This window comes from Brevibacterium oceani (genome assembly GCF_013623835.1).
Taxonomy (GTDB): Bacteria; Actinomycetota; Actinomycetes; order Actinomycetales; family Brevibacteriaceae; genus Brevibacterium; species Brevibacterium oceani.
Genome location: NZ_JABKDE010000008.1, coordinates 205,902 through 225,885 on the forward strand (window position 1 = coordinate 205,902; position 19,984 = coordinate 225,885).

The 19,984-nt window shown below is 67.0% G+C and carries 16 protein-coding genes and 2 tRNA genes; 5 read left to right on the forward strand and 13 right to left on the reverse strand.

What is annotated here, in order from left to right; genetic code table 11:
- Positions 1 to 127: 127 nt before the first annotated feature.
- Together HK401_RS17220 and HK401_RS17225 are read left to right on the forward strand one after the other, a co-directional pair.
- Positions 128 to 1,234: an aldose 1-epimerase family protein gene (locus HK401_RS17220; protein ID WP_181275876.1), complete on the forward strand. Its 1,107-nt coding sequence runs from the start codon at positions 128 to 130 to the stop codon at positions 1,232 to 1,234.
- A gap of 248 nt (positions 1,235 to 1,482) precedes the next feature.
- On the forward strand, positions 1,483 to 2,181 hold the full coding sequence (locus HK401_RS17225) for a DUF4282 domain-containing protein (RefSeq protein ID WP_181275877.1): 699 nt from the start codon (positions 1,483 to 1,485) through the stop codon (positions 2,179 to 2,181).
- Between the two features lie 291 nt (positions 2,182 to 2,472).
- Here the strand turns inward: HK401_RS17225 and HK401_RS17230 are convergent.
- The 5 genes from HK401_RS17230 to HK401_RS17250 form a co-directional block, all read right to left on the reverse strand.
- Positions 2,473 to 2,545: transfer RNA gene (locus HK401_RS17230), tRNA-Glu, on the reverse strand.
- Positions 2,546 to 2,585: 40 nt separating this feature from the next.
- Positions 2,586 to 2,657 (reverse strand) — tRNA-Gln (locus HK401_RS17235).
- Positions 2,658 to 2,837: 180 nt separating this feature from the next.
- Entirely contained in the window at positions 2,838 to 4,136 is a 1,299-nt protein-coding gene (locus tag HK401_RS17240) for an alpha/beta fold hydrolase (RefSeq protein ID WP_181275878.1), read from the reverse strand.
- Positions 4,137 to 4,152: 16 nt separating this feature from the next.
- The gene (gene gltX, locus HK401_RS17245) at positions 4,153 to 5,619 is read right to left on the reverse strand and encodes a glutamate--tRNA ligase (RefSeq protein WP_181275879.1); all 1,467 of its coding nucleotides are present in this window, start codon (positions 5,617 to 5,619) and stop codon (positions 4,153 to 4,155) included.
- 95 nt (positions 5,620 to 5,714) lie between these two features.
- The gene (locus tag HK401_RS17250) at positions 5,715 to 6,521 is read right to left on the reverse strand and encodes a fumarylacetoacetate hydrolase family protein (protein WP_166972824.1); all 807 of its coding nucleotides are present in this window, start codon (positions 6,519 to 6,521) and stop codon (positions 5,715 to 5,717) included.
- Positions 6,522 to 6,627: 106 nt separating this feature from the next.
- Between HK401_RS17250 and HK401_RS17255 the strand changes: the two genes are divergently transcribed.
- The 3 genes from HK401_RS17255 (at position 6,628) to HK401_RS17265 (ending at position 11,604) form a co-directional block, all read left to right on the forward strand.
- The gene (locus HK401_RS17255) at positions 6,628 to 9,399 is read left to right on the forward strand and encodes an ATP-dependent RNA helicase (protein WP_181275880.1); all 2,772 of its coding nucleotides are present in this window, start codon (positions 6,628 to 6,630) and stop codon (positions 9,397 to 9,399) included.
- A gap of 61 nt (positions 9,400 to 9,460) precedes the next feature.
- Positions 9,461 to 10,414 (forward strand): 3-methyladenine DNA glycosylase, encoded by a 954-nt coding sequence (locus HK401_RS17260; protein ID WP_309136033.1) that lies wholly within the window; start codon positions 9,461 to 9,463, stop codon positions 10,412 to 10,414.
- Between the two features lie 134 nt (positions 10,415 to 10,548).
- Complete coding sequence (locus HK401_RS17265; protein WP_181275881.1) at positions 10,549 to 11,604, forward strand: zinc-binding dehydrogenase; 1,056 nt, start codon at positions 10,549 to 10,551, stop codon at positions 11,602 to 11,604.
- Between the two features lie 80 nt (positions 11,605 to 11,684).
- Here the strand turns inward: HK401_RS17265 and HK401_RS17270 are convergent, their stop codons facing one another.
- The 8 genes from HK401_RS17270 to HK401_RS20865 all read right to left on the reverse strand — a co-directional run bounded on the left by HK401_RS17270 (position 11,685) and on the right by HK401_RS20865 (position 19,896).
- Complete coding sequence (locus HK401_RS17270; RefSeq protein ID WP_181275882.1) at positions 11,685 to 12,119, reverse strand: HIT family protein; 435 nt, start codon at positions 12,117 to 12,119, stop codon at positions 11,685 to 11,687.
- A 7-nt stretch (positions 12,120 to 12,126) separates the two neighbouring features.
- Positions 12,127 to 12,705 (reverse strand): maltokinase N-terminal cap-like domain-containing protein, encoded by a 579-nt coding sequence (locus tag HK401_RS17275; protein ID WP_181275883.1) that lies wholly within the window; start codon positions 12,703 to 12,705, stop codon positions 12,127 to 12,129.
- A 130-nt stretch (positions 12,706 to 12,835) separates the two neighbouring features.
- Positions 12,836 to 13,621, reverse strand: a complete 786-nt coding sequence (gene thyX, locus HK401_RS17280; RefSeq protein ID WP_181275884.1) for an FAD-dependent thymidylate synthase — start codon at positions 13,619 to 13,621, stop codon at positions 12,836 to 12,838.
- Positions 13,622 to 13,714: 93 nt separating this feature from the next.
- Positions 13,715 to 14,506, reverse strand: a complete 792-nt coding sequence (locus HK401_RS17285) for a Type 1 glutamine amidotransferase-like domain-containing protein (protein ID WP_181275885.1) — start codon at positions 14,504 to 14,506, stop codon at positions 13,715 to 13,717.
- Positions 14,485 to 15,564, reverse strand: a complete 1,080-nt coding sequence (gene lplB / locus HK401_RS17290) for a lipoate-protein ligase small subunit (RefSeq protein WP_181275886.1) — start codon at positions 15,562 to 15,564, stop codon at positions 14,485 to 14,487. Before lplB ends, HK401_RS17285 begins: the two co-directional genes overlap by 22 nt.
- Before the next feature lie 10 nt (positions 15,565 to 15,574).
- Positions 15,575 to 17,830 (reverse strand): prolyl oligopeptidase family serine peptidase, encoded by a 2,256-nt coding sequence (locus tag HK401_RS17295; protein ID WP_181275887.1) that lies wholly within the window; start codon positions 17,828 to 17,830, stop codon positions 15,575 to 15,577.
- Between the two features lie 174 nt (positions 17,831 to 18,004).
- Complete coding sequence (locus tag HK401_RS17300; protein ID WP_181275888.1) at positions 18,005 to 18,688, reverse strand: GNAT family N-acetyltransferase; 684 nt, start codon at positions 18,686 to 18,688, stop codon at positions 18,005 to 18,007.
- Positions 18,689 to 18,756: 68 nt separating this feature from the next.
- Positions 18,757 to 19,896 (reverse strand): HNH endonuclease, encoded by a 1,140-nt coding sequence (locus tag HK401_RS20865; protein WP_258234296.1) that lies wholly within the window; start codon positions 19,894 to 19,896, stop codon positions 18,757 to 18,759.
- Positions 19,897 to 19,984: the final 88 nt, after the last annotated feature.

Sequence of the window (19,984 nt, forward strand, 5' to 3'; positions counted from 1 at the left end):
TCCCAAAACTGATCATTTTCGATCATAATGCTAACATCTGACGCCCTCGGAGCGGGCGTTGCGCGTAGAATATCTGCAACTGCGCTTCCCACCCCGACCCGCTTGCCGCCGCCGATCACGGAGACTCATGACCACCTGCATCGAACTCGCCCGTGATGAGTCCTCGGCGGTCATCTCCCCCATCGGCGCGAGCCTGGTGAGCTTCACCGTGGGCGATCGCCCGATCGTGGTGTCGATGGAGGCCTTCGACGGGGCCGTGCTCGCTCCCTGGCCGAATCGGATGGACGGCGGTCGCTTCGACTTCGACGGCATCGAACATCGGCTGCCGATCACTGAGCCCGAGCGCGACACTGCTCTGCACGGGTTGGTCGCCGACGTCGATTGGACCGTGGCCGAGCGCACCGAATCCTCGGTGCGCCTCGAATACGCGTTGGCCCCGTCGGAGGGGTATCCGTTCCCGTTCTCCCTGTCCGTCTCCTACGACCTCGCCGAGGCCGGGCTGCACATCAGCGCGAGTGCTGTGAATACGGGGTCGGTACGAGCCCCGTTCGGGTTCGGCTTCCACCCCTGGCTCTCCCCCGGTGAGGGTGCGGATGCGGGTGCGGGTGCGGATGCGGCGGCAGCCGAGGGTGATGCCGGCGCCCCTGTCCACTCGGCCGACACGAGCGCCCCCGGCTTCGTCGACGACGCTCAGCTCCTCATTCCCGCCACCACCTGGTACGAGACCGATGATCGACTCATTCCGACGGGGCTGCGCCCGTTCGATGACGGCACGGTGATCCCTGCCGATCACGTCGCCGATGAATCCGCGTGCATCATGTGCAAAGACTTCCGGGCGCTGCGATCGATCGGCGGCGCCGTGCTCGACGATGCCTTCGGCGCTCCTCGCCGCGGGCCCGACGGATGGTCGCGGGCTCGACTCAGGGGCGCCGATGACTGTGAGATCATCATCGGCATGGGGCCGGAGTTCCGCACCTGGCAGGTGTGCACCGGGGACGGGCTCGACCCGGAAATGGCGCGGCGAGCGATCGCCATCGAACCGATGACGTGCCCGCCGAACGCCTTCGCCGCTGGCGAGCCCGGTGAGGACTTCGACGCCGTCGGCCCCGGTGAGGAGCTCAGCGTGGCCTGGAGCATTTCGCTGGAGACGAGCGGCGAGTCCGCTGATGCTGGCGCTGATGGCACCGAGGGTGCCGGTGCCGATTCCAATGCCGACACCGATGGAGCTGCCTGAGTCGTCGCTTGGAGTGCGCAGCCAACATGACAGTGAACCTTCCTCGGCAGGTGGCGCCCTGATAGGTTGCGAATACAGGCAGTTTTCCAGCCGCTGCATTCCGCCCGGACTGCAGACCATTCGCGAGAGGGGCGACCATGTCGACACCGCAGAACCCGAACGACCCGACCTCAGGCCGGCCAGACCAGTCCGAGTCGAACCCCGGCGCTCAGGAATCCTCGGTCCCTGATCACGGGGAGGATCAGCCCATGGCACACGACCCGCAGGACGCGTCCTCGCCGCAGTCCACCGGCGAACAGCCCGACGCGACCCAGCAGGGACACAACGACTACGGGCAGACCGGCCAGACCGCTCAATATGACTACTCCCAGCCGGGCCAGGACGCTCAGAACGGTTACCAGCAGGGAACCTACGACCCCAACGCTTATCAGCAGCAGACCCATCAGCAGGGCAGCCAGCAGGGCGCCTACGCTCAGCCGGATGCGTATCAGCAGGGCGCCTACCAGCAGGGGTACAGCCAGGCCGACGGCTACCAGCAGGCTTACGCTCAGCCCGGAGCCTACGGTCAGCCCGGATACGCTCAGACCCCGCAACCCGGAACCGGAGAGAAGGGCTTCTTCAAGTCACTCTTCGATTTCCGCTTCGACAGCTTCATTGCGGTCAAGTGGGCCGGCTTCATCTACATCATCGCGATGATCGTCGCGGCTCTGTCCTACATCGGCACGATCGTCGCCGGCATCAGCGCCGGCGTGGCAGCCGGTTCGGCCATGGCGTACTACAGCAACGGACCGAGCTTCAATATCCTGCCGCTGATCCTCGCGATCGTCTTCGGCTGGATCATCCCGGCCCTCTGGGTCATCGGAGTCCGCCTCGTCCTCGAGCTCATTGTCTCGAACATCAAGACGGCCGAGAACACGAAGAGGATCGCCGACTCCGTCTCCCGCTGAGTCTCGCTCAGCTGAGTCTCGCTCAGCCCGTTTGTGGGCTGCACAGAAGTGCCCACGTGCAATCACTGCGCCGAGGCGAATCGCTGATTTCAGCGGTGCCGCCTCGGCGCATCCAGCTGCGATCGACTGCGCACACCGCAACTGTGCATCGAAAGTGCGCGTGCCCCCGCATTTGTGCCCTACGCGTGCACTTCTGGCCTACAGTGACCCACCGCACCCCGCGCCTCCGGCCCACACACGCCGGTGAATTAGAGTGAGCCCCGCACCGAGAATCGATGCGGGGCTCAACCGTACCCCCGAGCAGATTCGAACTGCCGTTACCGCCTTGAGAGGGCGGCGTCCTAGGCCACTAGACGACGGGGGCTCAGAACAACACACCTGGAGTTCCCTCCGGATGATGTCCGCTGGGCTACCAGGACTTGAACCTAGACTAAATGAACCAGAATCACTCGTGCTGCCAATTACACCATAGCCCAATGCTTTTCAAGGTCATCCCCGAGGAGATTTCCCTGAGCAACGAGATATAACTCTACACAAGCAGACCGCTTCCGGACAAATCGCAGGAGCCCCTTTTGAGTGTGACCTTCTTAACAGAATCGCACCTGCTCGACACCCAGCCTCCGGCGCCCAGCCCCGGCCCCACCAGCGTGGACCGCTCACCCGCGAGCGAGGCCGATGAGCCGGTCGAGGACCCGATAGCCGTCGGCGCGCAGGCCGTTGTGTTCGTACTCGTTCGTCACCCACGGCGTCACGCCGGACAGGTGCTCGGCTGTGGCCAGGGAATACTCCACCGGCACGTACGCGTCCTCGAAATACACCGCCGCAGCTCCGCGAACCTCGGCGGCCTGCAGGGCATCGACGTCGTAGAGGCTCGGCCACGACCGCCCGGCGACGAGGTCGGCCACCTCGGCGAAGGGGGTGAGCTCGGGATCCTCGTGCAGGGATTCGGGTCCGGCATGTTCGCCGGCCAGCAGGGTGGGATCCTCGCGGACGGCGTCGGGCATCGCCCGCCGGGCCGCCCAGTTCGTCACGGTGCCGTCGGCCCAGCAGGACTCGTGGATGACCGCGTAGAGCGGGTTGCGTCCGGAGAACGGCAGCGACGCCGCCAGGTCGTGGCGGAACGCCGCCGAGGCGGGGTCGAGGTCGAGCAGATAGTGCAGCTTCTCGGGTCCGTCGGAGGCTCCGAGGAAGTGTCCGAGCAGGCGGATCCGCTCCCCCGTCGCCCGCGCCCCGCCGGGCAGGGCGATGCCCTCCCCCAAGGAGGCGAGATCGACCAGCCGACGCATCTTCTCCCGGTCACCGGGGAAGGCACGGTAGTGCTCTTCGGACTTGCGGATCATGCCCTCCCAGGTCCGTCCGTAGACCTCGGCCGGGTCGAGTCCGATGGCAGGCAGCCCACCGGTGAAGTACACCTCGCGCAACGACGAGGCATGCGCGGACACGTACCGCAGCGTGGTGAACCCACCGAAGGACTGGCCGAGCAGGGACCAGGAATCCGCGCCGAGGTGGCCGCGCAGGATCTCCGCATCCTCGACGATCGAATCGGCGCGGAAGAACGACAGCGCCTCGGCGATTGCGGCCGGATCCTCACCGACGGTCTCGAGTCCCGTGATGGCCCCGTCCACGGAACCGATCGGATTCGACCGGCCCGTGCCGCGCTGGTCGAGCATGACGACCTGGAACTCCTCCAAGGCGCGCGCCAGCCAGGATCCGGGGCTCACCGGCGTGACCGGGCGTGGAGCCTCGACGCCGGGCCCGCCCTGGAGGTAGACGAGGTAGGGCTTCTGGCTGTCCGCCTCGGCGGCGATGATCCGGGCGAAGACGGTGAGCGTCTGCGGCAGGTTCACACCCGCCGAGGCGGCGCCCTCCGCCCGTCCGAAATGATCGAAGGGCACATCGACGGTGACATCGGAGAAGTGCATTCCCCCACGGGTCCAGTTCGTCTGCTCGCTCATGCTCAATTCCTCAGGCTCACAGCTGTGCGGCGAGAGCCTTGAGACGGGTCAGCGAGGAGTCCTTGCCGAGGATCTCCATCGACTCGAACAGCGGCGGGGAGACCTTGCGGCCGGACACGGCCACACGCAGCGGACCGTAGGCCAGGCGCGGCTTGATCTCCATCTCGTCAACGAGCTTCGCGGCGAGGATCTCTTCGAGCTTCTCCGTCGTCCACTCCTCGAGTCCCTCGAGGACCTCGATGGAGGCGGCGAGCACCTCGGGGGCCGAATCCTTGAGCGTCTTCAGCCCGTCTTCGGCCATGACGAGGTCGGCGTCGGAGGTGAAGAGGAACGCGAGCAGGTCCGGGGCCTCGCCGAGCACCTTCATGCGGGTCTGCACGAGCGGCGCCGCCTGATCCAGAATCGCCAGCTGAGCCTCCGACGGTGACTCAGGAAGCACCTCGGCGGCCTGGAGATAGGGCACCAGACGGTCACGGAAGTCCGTGACGTCGAGGAGACGAATGTGGTCGGCGTTGATGGCGGTGGCCTTCTTCACGTCGAAGCGGGCCGGGTTGGGCAGGACATCGTGGATGTCGAAGGCCTCGGTGAACTCCTTGACGCTGAAGACGTCGCGGTCGGGTCCGATGGACCAGCCGAGCAGGGCGAGGTAGTTGATGAGTCCCTCGGGGATGAACCCGTTCTCGCGGTGGAGGAAGAGGTTCGATTCGGGGTCGCGCTTCGACAGCTTCTTGTTGCCCTCGCCCATGACGTAGGGCAGGTGGCCGAACTCGGGGGTCGCCTCGGCGATGCCGATGGCCTTGAGGTGTTCGTACAGTGCGATCTGACGCGGGGTCGAGGACAGGATGTCCTCGCCGCGGAGCACATGGGTGATACCCATCAGCGCGTCGTCGACGGGATTGACCAGGGTATACAGCGGCTGCCCATTCGCGCGGACGACGACGAAGTCGGGCACGGTACCGGCCTTGAAGGTGATGTCACCGCGGACGAGGTCGGTGAAGGTGATGTCCTCATCGGGCATGCGCACGCGCCACACGGGCTCGCGGCCCTCGGCGCGGAAGGCGGCCTTCTGCTCGTCGGTGAGGTCGCGGTCGTACCCGTCGTAGCCGAGCTTCGGGTCGCGTCCGGCGGCCTTGTGGCGGGCCTCGACCTCCTCGTTGGTCGAGTAGGACTCGTAGATGTGGCCGCCGGCCTTGAGCTTCTCGATGACGTCGGCGTAGATCTCGCTCCGCTGGGACTGGCGGTAGGGGCCGTTGTCACCGCCGACCTCGATACCTTCGTCCCAGTCCAGGCCCAGCCATTTCAGCGCCTCGACGACCTGGCCGAAGCTCTCCTCCGAGTCGCGGGCGGCGTCGGTGTCTTCGATGCGGAAGACGAACTTCCCGCCGGTGTGCTTGGCGTAGGCCCAGTTGAACAGGGCGGTGCGGACCATGCCGACGTGCGGGGTGCCGGTGGGTGATGGGCAGAAACGAACTGTGACGCTCACGATTGTCCTTTGCGTGATCTTCTCGGGTGTGAGTCTGTGGTGTGCGCGGTGGCGCGTGGTGTTCCGTGGATGCGATCGCCGAGGCGGCGGTCGGCTCAGGCATCCATGACCGGGTTCGACAGGACGCCGAGTCCCTCGATGGCGATGTCGACGCGGTTGCCGGACACGATCTGGCCGACTCCGGCGGGGGTTCCGGTGAGGATGACGTCGCCGGGCAGCAGGGTGATCGTCTCCGACAGGTGCTCGATGAGGGTCGGGATGTCGAAGATGAAGTCGGCGGTGGTGCCGTCCTGCTTGAGATCCCCGTCGACCCAGGAGCGGATGCCCAGATCGTCGACGTCGAGTTCGGTTTCGATCCACGGACCCAGCGGGCACGAGGTGTCGAAGCCCTTCGCCCGCGACCACTGCTTGTCGGATTTCTGGATGTCGCGCAGGGTGACGTCGTTGCCCGCGGTGTAGCCGAGCACGTGATCGAAGGCGTTCTCGGCCTTCACGCCTTTGGCCACTCGGCCGATGATGACGGCGAGTTCGGCCTCGTAGCTCACGTATTCGCTGATGGCGGGCAGACGGATGGGGTCGCCCGGGCCGATGACGGCGGTGTTCGGTTTGAAGAAGGTCAGCGGGGACACCGGCACCTCGTTGCCGAGTTCGGCGGCGTGGTCGGCGAAGTTCCGGCCGACGCCGATGACCTTCGACCGCGGCAGGATGGGGCTGACCAGACGCACATCGTCGAACTTCAGCCTCTCCCCCGTCGATTGGGCCGGAGAGAAGAACGGGTCCGAGTCGAGGACCGCGAGTTCGAGTCCTGAGGTGTCCCAGCTGCCGTCGGCGATCGGCGGCACCTCACCTTCGACCACTCCGTATTTGGGTTCGTCCTGATGCACAAATCTGGCGATACGCATGTGCCCCAGTCTAGTCAGTGACGGCCCGCCTCCGCGCGCGGGTTCTCACCGAGTTCTCGCGGAGTGGGCTGCGCGGCTCGAGCGACGGGGCTGAGAGACTGGTGCCATGCCGCATTCGCCCACTCCGCACACCTTCGACCTGGCCCGCATCGGCGGCTCCCTGCCCGCAGCCCAGCTCATCGATGAGCTCACCATCGCCGAGGTGGGCCCCTCCCCGAGGCTCGTCGTCGAGGCTCCTCCCGGCACCGGCAAGACCACCCTCGTCCCGCCGCTGATCGCCCAGGTGCTCGCCCAGTCCTCGTCCGGATCGCCTGGAACGGCTGGATCGGTCGGATCGGCTGGATCGTCCGGATCGGCCGACGCTCGGGTCGCACCGGGGAGGATCATCGTCACTCAGCCGCGGCGGATGGCCGCCCGCGCCGCGGCCAGGCGACTGGTGTCGCTGACGGGGACCCGCCTCGGCGAGGTCGTGGGTTTCACTGTCCGCGGCGAGTCGCGGACCTCGGCTGCAACGGTCATCGAGTTCGTCACCACGGGTGTGCTCATGGCTCGGCTGCTGCGGGATCCGGAGCTGTCCGGGGTGTCGGCGGTCGTGCTCGATGAGGTGCACGAGCGGCAGCTGGACACGGATCTCACGTTCGCGATGTGTCGGGAGCTCATCGAACTCCGGTCCGATCTGTCGCTGGTCGTGATGTCGGCGACGCTCGATGCCGGGTTGTGGGCGCAGCGGCTCGGGGCCGGGCCGCAGTCTCCCGCGCGGGTCATGTCGGTGGCCGCCGATGCCCATCACTTGGAGATCCGGTGGGCGCCGGCGAAGCAGAGACCGCTCGATGCCAGGGGTGTCACCTGGGATTTCCTCGATCATCTGGCGGAGACGACCGTGCAGGCGCTGCGTGAGAACAGTGCCGGAGATGTGCTCGTCTTCGCACCGGGTGCCCGTGAGGTCGACGAAGCGGCTTCTCGTGTGCGGCGGCGTGTGGAGTCAGCTGCCTCGGCGGTCGAGGTGCACACGCTGACCGGGCGGACACCGTCGAAGGAGCAGGATGCGATCCTCCGCCCGACCGGCTCGGATGCGGTGCGGCGGGTGATCGTGACGACCTCAGTGGCCGAGTCGGCCCTGACGGTGCCGGGTGTGCGCATCGTCGTCGACTCGGGTCTCTCCCGCGGTCCGCGATTGGACACGCGCCGTCGCATGTCGGGGCTGGTGACGATGCGCGAGTCGAAGGCATCGGGCACGCAGCGTTCCGGTCGCGCGGCCAGGCAGGGCCCTGGCGTGGCCTATCGGTGCCTCTCGGAGGCGGATTGGGCGAGCCTGCCCGAGCACACTCCGCCCGAGGTCGCGACCTCGGACCTCACCGCCGCGGTGCTGGCGCTGGCCACGTGGGGTGGGGATGAATCCCTGCTGCCCGAGCCTCTGCCATCGGGGCCGAAACGGCAGGCAATCGAGAACCTTGGGGCGCTGGGTGCGGTCGAAACGCCGGAACTCGCCGACGAACCCACCGGCGTTGGCGGCGAGCGCGATTCTGTCCGCGGTGCCGCCGACCTCCCGATCTCCGATCTTCATGTGACCGAGACCGGCCGGGCGATCGCGACGATTCCCTCTTCGGTGTGGTCGGCGCGGGGTCTCCTCGACGGGGCGTCGCTGCTCTCTCCGGGACTCGCAGCCGAAGCCATCGCGGTCATCGAGTCCGATCAGCGGGCTCCCGGCGCCGATCTCACAGCACTTCTGCGGCAGTTGCGACGCAGCAAAGACGCCCGCTTCGCTCAAGACCGAAAGCGTTTCGCCGGGCTGGCGCGCGAGTTCGCGTCGAACAACGGCACTGCGCCGAGCGGCGGCACCCTCACCCCCGACGATCTCGGGCTCGTCACCGCCCTGTCCTTCCCGCTGCAGATCGCTCGTCTGCGCAGCTCTTCGGACTCCGAATATCTGCTCGCCTCGGGCACCGCCGCCACCCTGCCACGCGATTCTTCCCTGCAGGGCAGTCCATGGTTGGCCATCGCCGAGGTGGGACTGACCGGCCAGCGCGCGATCATCCGCGCCGCGGCCCCTATCGATCAGGACGTCGCTGAGCTCGCCGGTGCTGGGCTGCTGGCCACGGAGGAGAGCGCGACCTTCGACGACGGCAAGGTCCGCGCCATCCGGCGGGAGCGCCTCGGCGGGATCGAGCTCTCGGCCACCCCGATTCGGGCGAGCGCCGAACTGGCGCGTCGAGCCATCGCCGAATCGGTGGGCGAACGCGGCGCGAGAGAGGTGCTGAGACCGTCGGAAGCCTTCGAATCGCTGCGCGCACGACTCGGTCTGCTGCGCAATGTCTTCGGTGAGCCGTGGCCTGATGTCGGCTGGCAGCACCTGTCGCAGACGCTGCCCGACTGGTGCCCCGAGGCCCTCGACCGGATCGCGAGGGGCACCGATCCCGGCCGGGTCGACCTCGTCACCGCGCTGCGCACACTGCTGCCCTGGCCCGAGCCGGCCCGCCTCGACGAACTCGCTCCGACTCATCTCGAGGTGCCGACCGGCTCACGCATCCGCCTCGACTATGCCGATCCCGATGGGTTCAGCCCCGAGGGCGACAGTAATGAAGCCGGCAGCACCGGGACCGACGGCGCGGCCGGGAGCCCCGTCCTCGCCGTCAAGCTCCAGGAGTGCTTCGGGTGGACCGATGTTCCCCGCATCTGCGAGGGCCGGGTGCCGGTGACGATGCACCTCCTCTCCCCTGCCGGGCGACCCCTCGCAGTGACGAGCGACCTCGCATCATTCTGGACGAATGCATATGCCCACGTCAGGGCCGAGAACCGGGGCCGCTACCCGAAGCACCCGTGGCCGGAGGACCCGTTGGCCGCACCGGCGCAGAAGGGTACGAAACGTTCGGGACACTGAGCCTCTCCGCCCCGTGCCCGGCGGACATGCGTGCCCACCCACCGTCTGGGACAATGGATCGGTGACCTCAGCACCGTCCGTGACCCCCATCGCAACCGAGCGCGCCGACCTTGGGTCGGGCCGCCTCGGCGATGGTGTCGTGCCTGCCTCTGTGTGGCGGCCGCTGCGCGATGCCCACGAGGCCGCGATCGGCGAGCGCACGGATGCGCACATTGCACGGCGGATGCGGCAGGAGACCCATCCGGTCGAGGATTTCCTCTTCACCTACTACCCGTTCAAGGTCGGGCAGCTGAAGAAATGGCATCCCGGGCCAGGGGCGCGCATCGAACTGCTCACCGAGGCTGATCGTCGGTACTTCGACCGGCGCTGGTATCGCATCGATGATGACCGGAAGATCGCCGAGGTGGACCTCGATTCCTGGCGTGCCGACCGTGGGGACGGGGCGAAGTTCATCGCCTCCCTGCTGGCATCGACGCTGGATCGGGAGGCGAACTTCGGGTGCTTCGGCATCCACGAATGGGCGATGGTCTACCGTCTGACCGACGAGGAACGGCGGCATCAGCAGGTGCCGCTGCGCCTGAGCCCGGCCGAGACCGACGCCGTGGTCGAGGGCCACCGGATCCAGTGCTCCCACCATGATGCGTTCCGCTTCTTCACCGCACCGGCCAGGCCGCTCAACACCCTGCAGCCGAGCCGTGAAGGCATGGTCGCCAACGAACAGCCCGGCTGCCTGCACGCAGGGATGGACCTGTACAAGTGGGCGATGAAGATCTCGCCGATCGCGGACTCGGCCCTCGTCGTCGACTGCTTCGACCTGGCACTCGACATCCGCACCCTCGACATGGAGGCCTCCCCGTATGACCTGCGCGGATGGGGTTACGGAGTCGTCGCCATCGAGACCGCAGCGGGCAAGGCCGAGTACATGGCGCGGCAGAAGGAGTTCTCCGCCCGGGCACAGGAGCTGCGTCGGCGCCTGCTCGAGGTACTCGCCGCGGCCGGGGTGCATCCGCGCTGAGCTGTCGGCGACGTGTCGGTGCTGAGCTGTCGGCAGCCCCGTCGGCGCACACATCGTGGGCCGCCTCGTCACCCCTACCGCCACAGAGCGGACACGTGCGGTTCCGGCCGACTACACCACCTACGATCAGGCGTATGCGCGCCATCATCTTCGATCAGTTCTCTGCCCGACCCCAGCTGAGGGACATCGACGCACCCACCGCTCCCGATGCGGGGGTGGTCATCGACGTCGAGGCCACCGGGGTGTGCCGCAGCGATCACCACGCGTGGGCGGGCCACGACCCGACGATCACCCTGCCCCATGTTCCCGGGCATGAGCTCGTCGGTCGGGTCGCCTCGGCAGGGTCGGGTGTCACGGGATTCCACGTCGGCCAGCGCGTGACGGTGCCCTTCGTCTGCGGGTGCGGAACGTGCCAGTGGTGCGTCAACGGCGATGCACAGGTGTGCCCGGAGCAGACGCAGCCGGGTTTCACCCACAACGGATCGTGGGCGGATCAGGTCGTCATCCACAATGCCGACGCCAACCTCGTCGCCGTGCCCGAGGATCTGCCGGCGGCCGCGGTGGTCGGGCTCGGGTGCCGTTTCGCCACGGCCTTCCACGGGCTGTGCGTGCGCGCTCGGCTGGCCGCCGGTGAGACGGTGGCCGTGTTCGGCTGCGGCGGAGTGGGGCTGTCGACGGTCATGATCGCCCGCGCCCTCGGCGCGAAGATCGTCGCCGTCGACGTCAACGATGCTGCCCTGGCCTCCGCCCGTGAGCTCGGCGCCGCGCACACCGTCAATGCCCGCGATCTCAGTCCGGAGGATCTCAGCGCCGAGGTGGTCGCACAGTTCGCGTCGACCGACCCCGATGGGGTGGCTGTGACCGTCGACGCGCTGGGTCGGGCGGATACGATCAGAGCCGCGATCGGGGCGCTTGCTCCCCTGGGCCGGCATGTGCAGATCGGTCTGCTGCCGGATGAACCCGTCGTCGATGTGCCGCGGGTGATCGCACTCGAACTCAGTGTGCTCGGTTCGCACGGGATGTCTGCCGCCGAGTACCCCGAGCTCGTCGACCTCGTCGTCCAGGACAGGCTGCGGCCGCAGGATCTCGTCACCAACGTCATCGGCCTCGCAGAGGCACCGGAGGCGATGGAGGCGATGAACATCCCGGCTCGTACGGCCGGGATGACGATCATCGACCTTGCCCGATGAGCAGCGCTGGGTGACGTCGGCCCGCCCGGGATGCTCAAAGGTTCACGGGGACCCCATCGGCCGCCTCGGCGACCTTCGCCTCATCCGTGGCTCAGTGACTCCCGAATGCTCGCGGCGAGCCCAACGATGAGCTCCTGATCTCCGCGGACGCCGGGTTCGAACGGCAGTCGCAGGCGGTCGCGGTCCTTGTCGCGGTAGCGAGGGATGACATGCATGTGGAAGTGGAACACGGACTGCCACGCTTCGGCCCCGCAGCAGTTGAGGAGGTTGACCCCGTCGGCGCCCCACGCGTCGAAGGCGTGTGTGGCGATGCGCTGTGACTCGACTGCCACGGCGGCCAGATCGTCGGCAGGGATATCGCGCAGGTCCGTGCTGTGCCGCTTGGGCACGACGAGCAGATGCCCGTCCGATCCCGGCTGGATGTCCATGAACGCGAACGTCGAATCGGTCTCGGCGATCGGTGCGCTCGGCGCCTCACCTGCGACGATCTGGCAGAAGATGCAGTTCTCGCTCATCGTCTCCTCACACCATGATTGCGAGAACCACGTTCGTGTCCTGCCCGTCCCAGCGTCCCAGCAGAAGACCGGCGTCGGACTTCTCGGCCGGGGATTCGGGCGAGAGCCGGTAGAGGATCTCAACGTCCCCGGCGCCGGGCAGAGGCCCCGTTCCGAAGGCGTGGGCCACCTCGGTGATCTCATTCTGCCTATTGCCCGCGTCATCGACGCGATACTGCTTCGCTGCGGTCGACGCGGTGGCGATGGTGTGGTCGAGGCGCTGGCGGAAGAGTGGATCGCCCATGCCCGCGTACACCCAGCGCTTGCCGAGGATCGAGTGCTCCATGTTCGCGACGAAGGCATCGTCTCCGCCCTCGAGCGGGGCCGCGCGGTAGGTCAGCGGAACCTGCAGCAGCTGGTCGCCGCTGGCCACGATGTGCACTTCGATGCCCACCTCACCAGCGGGATCGTCGAACCGGTACGCGGTGACCGTCTCGAGCGGATTCGCTTCGAGGTCGAGCTCGACGGCCCAGTCCTGTCGCTTCACCCACTCGGTGATGACCTCGAGCTTGCCGGGATCGAGCTGCGCTGCATAGATGTCGGCCATGGGAGTTCCTCCTGATCTCTGCCCGACTTCACCGTCGGGTGATGGTAGTGGCGGCGCGGTGCTGCTGGTGGGTGGAGCGGGCCCTGTCTCGAGTCCCACGGGTCCGGTCTCGAGTCCCACGGGTCCGGTCTCAGGCCTTGCGGGTGCCGGGGATCCATTCTCCGTCGACGACCTCGTAGTCGGCGAAGACCGCGGGAGCCTCTTCCCGCATCACCTCACCGATCTTGTTGAAGATGAGGCGGATCTCCTCCTCGGCGCCCTTGGCCGTGCGCATCTCGATGACGTGGCGCAGCGAGCGCAGGTTCGCGGTGTAGACGATGCCGGTGGCCAGTCCCTCGGGGGCGAAGCGGCGCATGAACGAGGTCATGTGCTTCTTGTGCGAGAACTTCGTGCCGTCCTCGTCGAGTTCGAAGTGCTCGGCCATCCACTTCTGGTGCTCCTCGAGGGTGTCGAGGACCTTGAGGCTGCGCTCCATGAGCTCGGGGTCCTCGCGCGCCCATTCGGGGAACCAGAACGGGATGTCGGCCAGGCGGACGTAGCGCAGCGACTCCTGCGAGAACGCCGAGCCCGCGCGGTGGCGGATGAGCTCGTGGGTGAGCACACGGGAGACGTTGTGGAGGACGAAAGTGAAGTTCGCGTGCTCGAGGACCGAGCCGTGCTGGGATTTCACCACATTGCCCAGGTACTGCGCCGAATCGGTGCGCACGCGGGACACGTTCGGGTTGAGTCCGGGCTCCCACGAGCGGTAGCACATGCGTCCGGAGAACTCGAGGAGATCCTCGGCGTCGGGCGACTCGGCATCTTCGACACGATCGGCCCAGGAGGTTCCGCCCACCTCGTCGAGGTAAGTCCTCATCGCTTCCCAGTCGATGCTGGGCTTGGCGAGCAGTTCAACGGACGGTTCGACCTGGCGCATGGTTCTCCTCGTGAAGGGGACGTGATTGGTTCCCAATCCTACAGACCGCCGGGCGTGATTCGACGATCGGTCCGGGTTGATTTCCTCCCCGGTTCACCCGTCGACGTCGACGGCGCTGACCCGCAGCAGTTCGTCGAGGAGCCGAAGCGAGCCGCCCTCGTCGACGGCATAGGCCTGCGCACCGTCGGATTCCACCATCACCGAGGTGGCCTCGCCGTCGACGTAGACGACAGCGGCATGGTCGTCGATGGCGATCCCGGGGCCGGGCAGACTCTCATCGGCGATCCAGCGGAGGAAGGACTCCTCCCGTCCGGGTTCGCCGTGGAAATGGGGGCACGCACTCCCTTGCAGGAATCCGAGCCCGTCGTGCAGCGGGGCGAGCGAACCGAAGGAGTCCGTCGATGAGGCGTCGAACCAGCAGTTGGCTCCCGCGCTGATGCCCGCGAGGATCGTCCCACCGGCAGCGGCTCGGCGCATGTTCTCGTCGACGCCGTGCCGGCGCCACAGGGCCAGCAGGTTCGCCGTCGATCCGCCGCCGACGTAGACGAGGTCCATGTCCTCGAGCATCGCCGGGTCCTGGTAGTCCCACGGGCTCTGTCCGAACAGGGAGAGCACATGAGTCTGGGCCCTCCCCGCGAAAGCGGCTTCGAAGCGTCCGATGTAGTCCCGACTGTCGCCGGAGGCGGTGGAGACGAAGCACATGTGTGGGAGTTCGGGACTGCTCTCCCGCCTCGGCACCGTCTGTCGGCGGTTCCGCGCCATCCGCAGCAGAGCGCCGTCGATGGCTGACTCCCCTGTCTCCGACATCGAGAACCCGCCCCCGCCGAGGGCGACGATCGTGCCGCGGAAGTCAGCCCTAACCGTCACGGGACGCGGTGCGTCCATGTCTCCGTGGCGAACTTCTCGTCGACGAGTTCCTGGGCCCGGTCGAGTTCCGCTTGAGTGTAGGTGCCGTAGCTGGCTCCGTAGCGGCTGGCGAAGGTGTCGGCCATGACGTCGATGATGTCCTTGCGGGCCTCACCGGTCTGGCTGCGCAGCGGGTCGACGCGTTTCTTCGCGCTCGCCACGCCCTTGTCCGAGATCTTCGCTTCGCCGATGCGCAGGACTTCGACCATCTTGTCGGCGTCGATGTCGTAGCTCATCGTCGCGTGGTGGAGGAGCGTGCCGTCGCGCAGCCGCTTCTGCGCGGCACCGCCGATCTTGCCGCCGGTCGAGGAGATGTCGTTGATCGGTTTGTAGAAGGCTTCGACGCCGAGGGTCTTCAGCGCCGCGAGCACCCACTGGTCGAGGAAGACGTAGGACTCTTCGTAGTCGAGGCCGGCGACGAGGGAGGGTGGGACGAACATCGAGTAGGTGATGCAGTTGCCGCCCTCCATGAACATGGCCCCTCCCCCGGAGATGCGGCGGACGACCTGCACGTCGTACTTCTCCACGCCTTCGGGGCGCAGTTCGTTGACATAGGACTGGAAGGCGCCGATGACGGTGGCGGTGTCGTCCCATTCCCAGAAGCGCAGGGTCGGCTGACGGCGGCCGGCCGCGACCTCTTCGAGCAGCACCTGGTCGAGGGCGACGTTGAGTTGGGTGGGCAGCACTTCACCGCGGATGACCTGCCAGTCGAAGTCGGTGAAGTTCGCGGCCGAACCGAGGGCACGGCGGACGACGGTGGCGATGTCGGCGGTGGAGAACCCGTGCATCGCCAGTTCGGAGCCGTAGCCTGCCAGGGCGTCGTCGAGGCGGTGACGCAGAGTGGCATTGTCGGCGGTGACGCTGGCGCCGACGAGTGCCGGGGCGAGGTCGAAGTAGGCTTCCTCGGGTTCGAGGAAGAAGTCACCTGAGATCTTCACCTCGGTGATGGTCCGGCCGTCGGTGGTGACATCGGCGACGACGAGTTTGCCGCCGATGACCTTGTACTCGCCGTGGAATTCCTGCGTCTCGTTCGTCATGTCTCCCAACCTACTCCCCTGTCAGTGCGTTCCACAGAAAGCGGTAGCTCAGGGCTCGGGTGAACGCGGTCTGCTCATTGTCCGAGGCGGCCGAATGCCCGCCTTCGGTGTCTTCGAAGAACCACACGTCTTCGATCCCCTTCGCCTGCATTCGGGCGGCCATCTTTCGGGCTTGGACAGGTCCGACCCTGTCATCCGAGGTCGCCGTCCAGAACAGCACCGGCGGGTAGTTCCGGTCGTCTTCGATGAGGTGGTAGGGAGAGAAACGGCGGATGAACTCCCAGTCCTCGGCGATGTCGGGGTCGCCGTACTCGGCCTTCCACGAGTAGCCGGCGCTCAGCTTCGTATACCGGCGCATGTCGAGCAGTGGGACGCCGCATGAGACAGCGCCGAAGAGTTCGGGGTACTGGGTGAGCATGTTCCCGACCAGCAGGCCGCCGTTCGAGCCGCCGGCGCAGGCGAGTTTCTGCGGGCTAGCCACGCCGCGGTCGATGAGATCGCGGGCGACGGCAGAGTAGTCCTCGTAGCAGCGCATCCGGTTCTCCCGCATCGCCGAGGTGTGCCATTCGGGGCCGTATTCGCCGCCGCCTCGGATGTTGGCCAGGACGTAGACGCCACGGCGGCCGGATGGCATCGAAGTAGTGGCCTGCCCGAGGGCGCTTCTGCCCAGCCAGCCGATGCCCACAACGGGCGAATAACCGGGTGTGCGGCTGACTTCGAAACCACCGTAGCCGTCGAGCAGAGTCGGGTTGTTGCCGTCGAGTTCGAGGTCCTCGGAACCGATCTGGAAGTACGGGATCGTCGTGCCGTCGGTGCTGGTGGCGAAGTGCTGTTCGACGCTCAGCCCTTCGGCCGGGAACAAGGCGGGTGCGGACTTGACCACCTCGGGGCTGGGCACCGCTGGCCCGGACGTCTCGGGCTTGACCACCTCGGCGGAGTGGGTGTCTCCGGGATCAGCGCCGAGCGTCCCGTACGACAGGGTTGAGGGGGTGAGGAATCCGGTGCTCACCATCCAATAGTCGTTGGCGGTGGCCGGGTCGAACTTGTCGACGGCACCGAGTCCGACCATGTGGTTGGCGGGCACTCCGGGCAGTGTGGATGTGGAGAAGTCGTTGCGCAGGTCGAGGACAGTGAGCCTCGACTGGACGTCGGCGAGCAGTTCGAGGACGAGGTAGTCGCGGGTGAAGGTGAACGACTGCAGGGAGGTGTGGGAGTCGGGGGCGAAGATCACCCGCGGGTTGATCCGGCCGGCCTTGACGTCGGCGATGTCCGCGACGGCGAGACCTCCGGCGGGAACCTCGGCGGTGGTGGCGGTCCAGGTCGACTGGGATCGGAAGAGGACGAGGTCGCGTTCGAAGCCGACCTCGACGTCGGTGGGGACGTCGACCGTGGTGAGCGCGTTCGACCAGGCTTCGGGATCGGTCGGCAGCGAGCCGTCGGCCGTCCTGATCTCATCGAGATCGACGAAGCTCAGCCGGGAGTTGAAGAAGTCGAGAGCGTCGACGATGACGGCACGGTCCGTGGTCTCGTCGCCGGGTCGCACATCGCTGCCGACGAAGATGGCGACGTGGTCGCGGGGAACCTCGGCGACGATCGGGGCCTCGGCGATGTCCTGGCCGCGCCGCAGCACGCGGGCTTGGCGAGGGTAGGAGGAGGTGGTCAGCGAGTCCTCGTCGGTCTCTGTCGCCACGAGGACGGTGTCGTCGTCGAGCCAGGCCAGCCGGGTCTTCGCAGCGGGGATGTCGAAGCCGCCGTCGACGAATGCTTTGTCGACGACGTCGAATTCGCGGACGCGGTGTGAGTCTCCTCCGTCGGGTGAGAGGAGGACGAGAGCGCGGCGGTTGTCGCTGCGGCGCACCATTGCACCGGCCCAGACCCAGCCGGTGTCCTCGCGGGCGGCGAGTTCGTCGATGTCGAGGAGGATCTCCCAGTCAGGAGCCTCGGTGCGGTAGCTGTCCCAGGTGGTGCGTCGCCACAGGCCTTTGGGATTGGTCTTGTCGCGCCAGAAGTTGAAGAAGTGGTCGCCGCGTTTGGTGACCATCGGGATCCGGTCGTCGGAGTCGAGCGCGGTGCGCAGGTCCCCGGCAATGGAGTCGAAGAGGTCGTCGTGGAAACGAGCGAGCGTCTTCTGGTTCTGGTCCTTGACCCAGGCGAGCTGGTCATCGCCGTGGATGTCTTCGAGCCAGAGGTTCTCGTCTTCGGGCATCTCAGCTTCGGTCTGCTCGGATTCGCTCTGCTCAGCTTCGGTCAGTTCAGAGCTCGTCATCGGGCCTGTCGATGTGGGGTCGTCATCACGCATAATGCCCATCCTAGTGATCGGACAGCCCAGCGCCCTGTGTGGTCATGAATTCTGCGCGGTCAAGTATTCTGTGCTGCCCAGGGCCGCAGCATTTCGTCGGACCTCAGTCGAGTTCACCAATGGACCAGCATCAGCCGCTCGTCACCTGGCCGGGCGATGCATCACGAGGCCAGGGCGTCCGTTCGGGGCCTTAGGACCGTGGCCGAGGTCTGTGAAGCCGAGACTCGAATAGAGGCGACGGGCAGAGCTGTCGATGTCATCGGTCTGCAGCCAGCAGCCGTAACCAACGACTTCTTGCAGCCAGGTTTCGAGCGTTCGCCGCCCGATTCCGCGGTTGCGATGGTTCGGATCTCGGGCGAGGAGGTTGAGCGCGAACGTCGATTCGAGGTCGAGCGAGCTCTCGCCGAGACTGCTTTGGAGCTCGAATGCCCACGGATACTTCTGTTCTTCCCATTTCCAGTAGTGGCCATAGGCGAAAGACGTCAGTCGGCCGTCGGTTCGGGCCCGGGTCAGGGCCATCAGCACCTGGCCGTTGCGAACAGAGACATCGTAGACGTCGGCGAAGAGCTTCGCGTATTCGGGGTCTTCGTTCAGGGGCGGTTCGGCGGCCGCGGCACGGTAGAGCTCCTCGACCTCGCTGCGCGGCGGGAGGACTCCCGAGACGCCGGGGCTGGAGGGCACCGCTTCCCAGTACGGTCCGAGGCCGGCGGGGAGACCCCAGACAACGTCAACCGAGACGTCGTCGGCCGGGGGCGCGGAGTCCTGACCAACCGGGGGCGCGGAGTGCTGATCGTCGGCCAAGGAGGGCCCGTTCGCCTCGCTCATGGCCATCACCTTAGCTGAGACGGGAGACGAACAGTTGAACTTTCGGTGTCTACCGTCTGCCGCCCGCCTCACCGGAGTCCGAGGTGCTTGCGGATTCCGGTGAGGAGCGACTTCTCGATCGGACTCAGCGGTTCGTAATCGGCGTCGTAGACATCGACACTGACGGTCGTCCGCCCGAGCCTCAACGGTGGGGGCTGCTCGGCCCGGCGAATGTATCGCCAGGGAATGTGCACCTGCCACGTCGGGTCGTCAGTCTCTTCGACCCCCTCCGCCGGTGGTGTCACGCCGGAGTCAGCGGTCGGTGGAGTCCCTCCGGCCCCGTCTGCCGGTGTCGTCGTCTCCCCGATCTTTGCTGTCGGTGGTGGTGTTCCAGCCTCAGTGGCTGGTGGGTCGGTCGATGGCAGGTCGGACCCGACCACCGGGCTCGGCGGACCAGTTCCCGCCGGAAACCCCGGCGGACCGGCTCCTGCCGGAATCCCCGGCGGACCGGCTCCTGCCGGAATCCGCGGCGGGCCGGTCGTCTCGCCGACGACCTCGCCGTGGACCAAGCCCGGGTCGGGCTCACTGATCGGTTTGGTGCGCGAGCGGTACCGGTGGCCCGTGGGCGTGACCACTTCAAGCGCATCCGGGGTGGCATCGTGCCGCCATCCGTCGAGTTCCTTCGCGTAGTTGCAGGCCGCGCACAGGCCGGAGGAGTTGTCCCAGTCGGTGTCTCCGCCGGCGGCGAAAGAGACCGCGTGATCGGTCTGCCTGATCGGAGCCTCGCACCACGGCGAGCGGCACACATCGTCGCGGATGACGACCATGCGCCTGAGCAGACCGGCGAACTCCCTGCGGCGCGAGTCCATGCGCACCAACTGTCCGTCCTCGGGCCGCGTGTAGAGGCGGCGCAGGAAGACTGCGGCGTCGTTCTCGGCCACGAAGTCACGCGCAACCTTGGCCGGAATCGGACCAACCCCAGGGAACCACGCAGGCTCCTCCCCCGGCTCGAACAGGCTGCTCGCCTGCATGATGAGGTGAACCTCGGTCGGCACCGCCGCAGCCGACTCCTGCCCCGTCAGACGTTCGACCAGCAGGTCCGCAGCGACCTGGCCCTGCGACCGACCGCCAGCATCGCCCGTGGCGATGACGGACTGCGCCGACTTCTTCAGGTTCGCGTAGGCTGCAACCGCCTGCGGCATCGGCAGCAGCGCAGTCAGATAAGCCATATCGCCAGGCGCAGGACGCACACTCACCGACCGCTCCTCAACACAACGCTCCAAGTGATCAACCGCGGCCCGCTGGTCAAGCCTCTGA

Bases quoted from the DNA above. Each gene is read 5' to 3' on its own strand.
- HK401_RS17220 (WP_181275876.1), top strand. From the start codon at position 128: ATGACCACCTGCATCGAACTCGCCCGTGATGAGTCCTCGGCGGTCATC.
- HK401_RS17225 (WP_181275877.1), top strand. From the start codon at position 1,483: ATGGCACACGACCCGCAGGACGCGTCCTCGCCGCAGTCCACCGGCGAA.
- HK401_RS17240 (WP_181275878.1), bottom strand. From the start codon at position 4,136: ATGAGCGAGCAGACGAACTGGACCCGTGGGGGAATGCACTTCTCCGAT.
- HK401_RS17250 (WP_166972824.1), bottom strand. From the start codon at position 6,521: ATGCGTATCGCCAGATTTGTGCATCAGGACGAACCCAAATACGGAGTG.
- HK401_RS17255 (WP_181275880.1), top strand. From the start codon at position 6,628: ATGCCGCATTCGCCCACTCCGCACACCTTCGACCTGGCCCGCATCGGC.
- HK401_RS17265 (WP_181275881.1), top strand. From the start codon at position 10,549: ATGCGCGCCATCATCTTCGATCAGTTCTCTGCCCGACCCCAGCTGAGG.
- HK401_RS17270 (WP_181275882.1), bottom strand. From the start codon at position 12,119: ATGAGCGAGAACTGCATCTTCTGCCAGATCGTCGCAGGTGAGGCGCCG.
- HK401_RS17275 (WP_181275883.1), bottom strand. From the start codon at position 12,705: ATGGCCGACATCTATGCAGCGCAGCTCGATCCCGGCAAGCTCGAGGTC.
- thyX (WP_181275884.1), bottom strand. From the start codon at position 13,621: ATGCGCCAGGTCGAACCGTCCGTTGAACTGCTCGCCAAGCCCAGCATC.
- HK401_RS17285 (WP_181275885.1), bottom strand. From the start codon at position 14,506: ATGGACGCACCGCGTCCCGTGACGGTTAGGGCTGACTTCCGCGGCACG.
- lplB (WP_181275886.1), bottom strand. From the start codon at position 15,564: ATGACGAACGAGACGCAGGAATTCCACGGCGAGTACAAGGTCATCGGC.
- HK401_RS17295 (WP_181275887.1), bottom strand. From the start codon at position 17,830: ATGACGAGCTCTGAACTGACCGAAGCTGAGCAGAGCGAATCCGAGCAG.
- HK401_RS17300 (WP_181275888.1), bottom strand. From the start codon at position 18,688: ATGAGCGAGGCGAACGGGCCCTCCTTGGCCGACGATCAGCACTCCGCG.
- HK401_RS20865 (WP_258234296.1), bottom strand. From the start codon at position 19,896: ATGGCTTATCTGACTGCGCTGCTGCCGATGCCGCAGGCGGTTGCAGCC.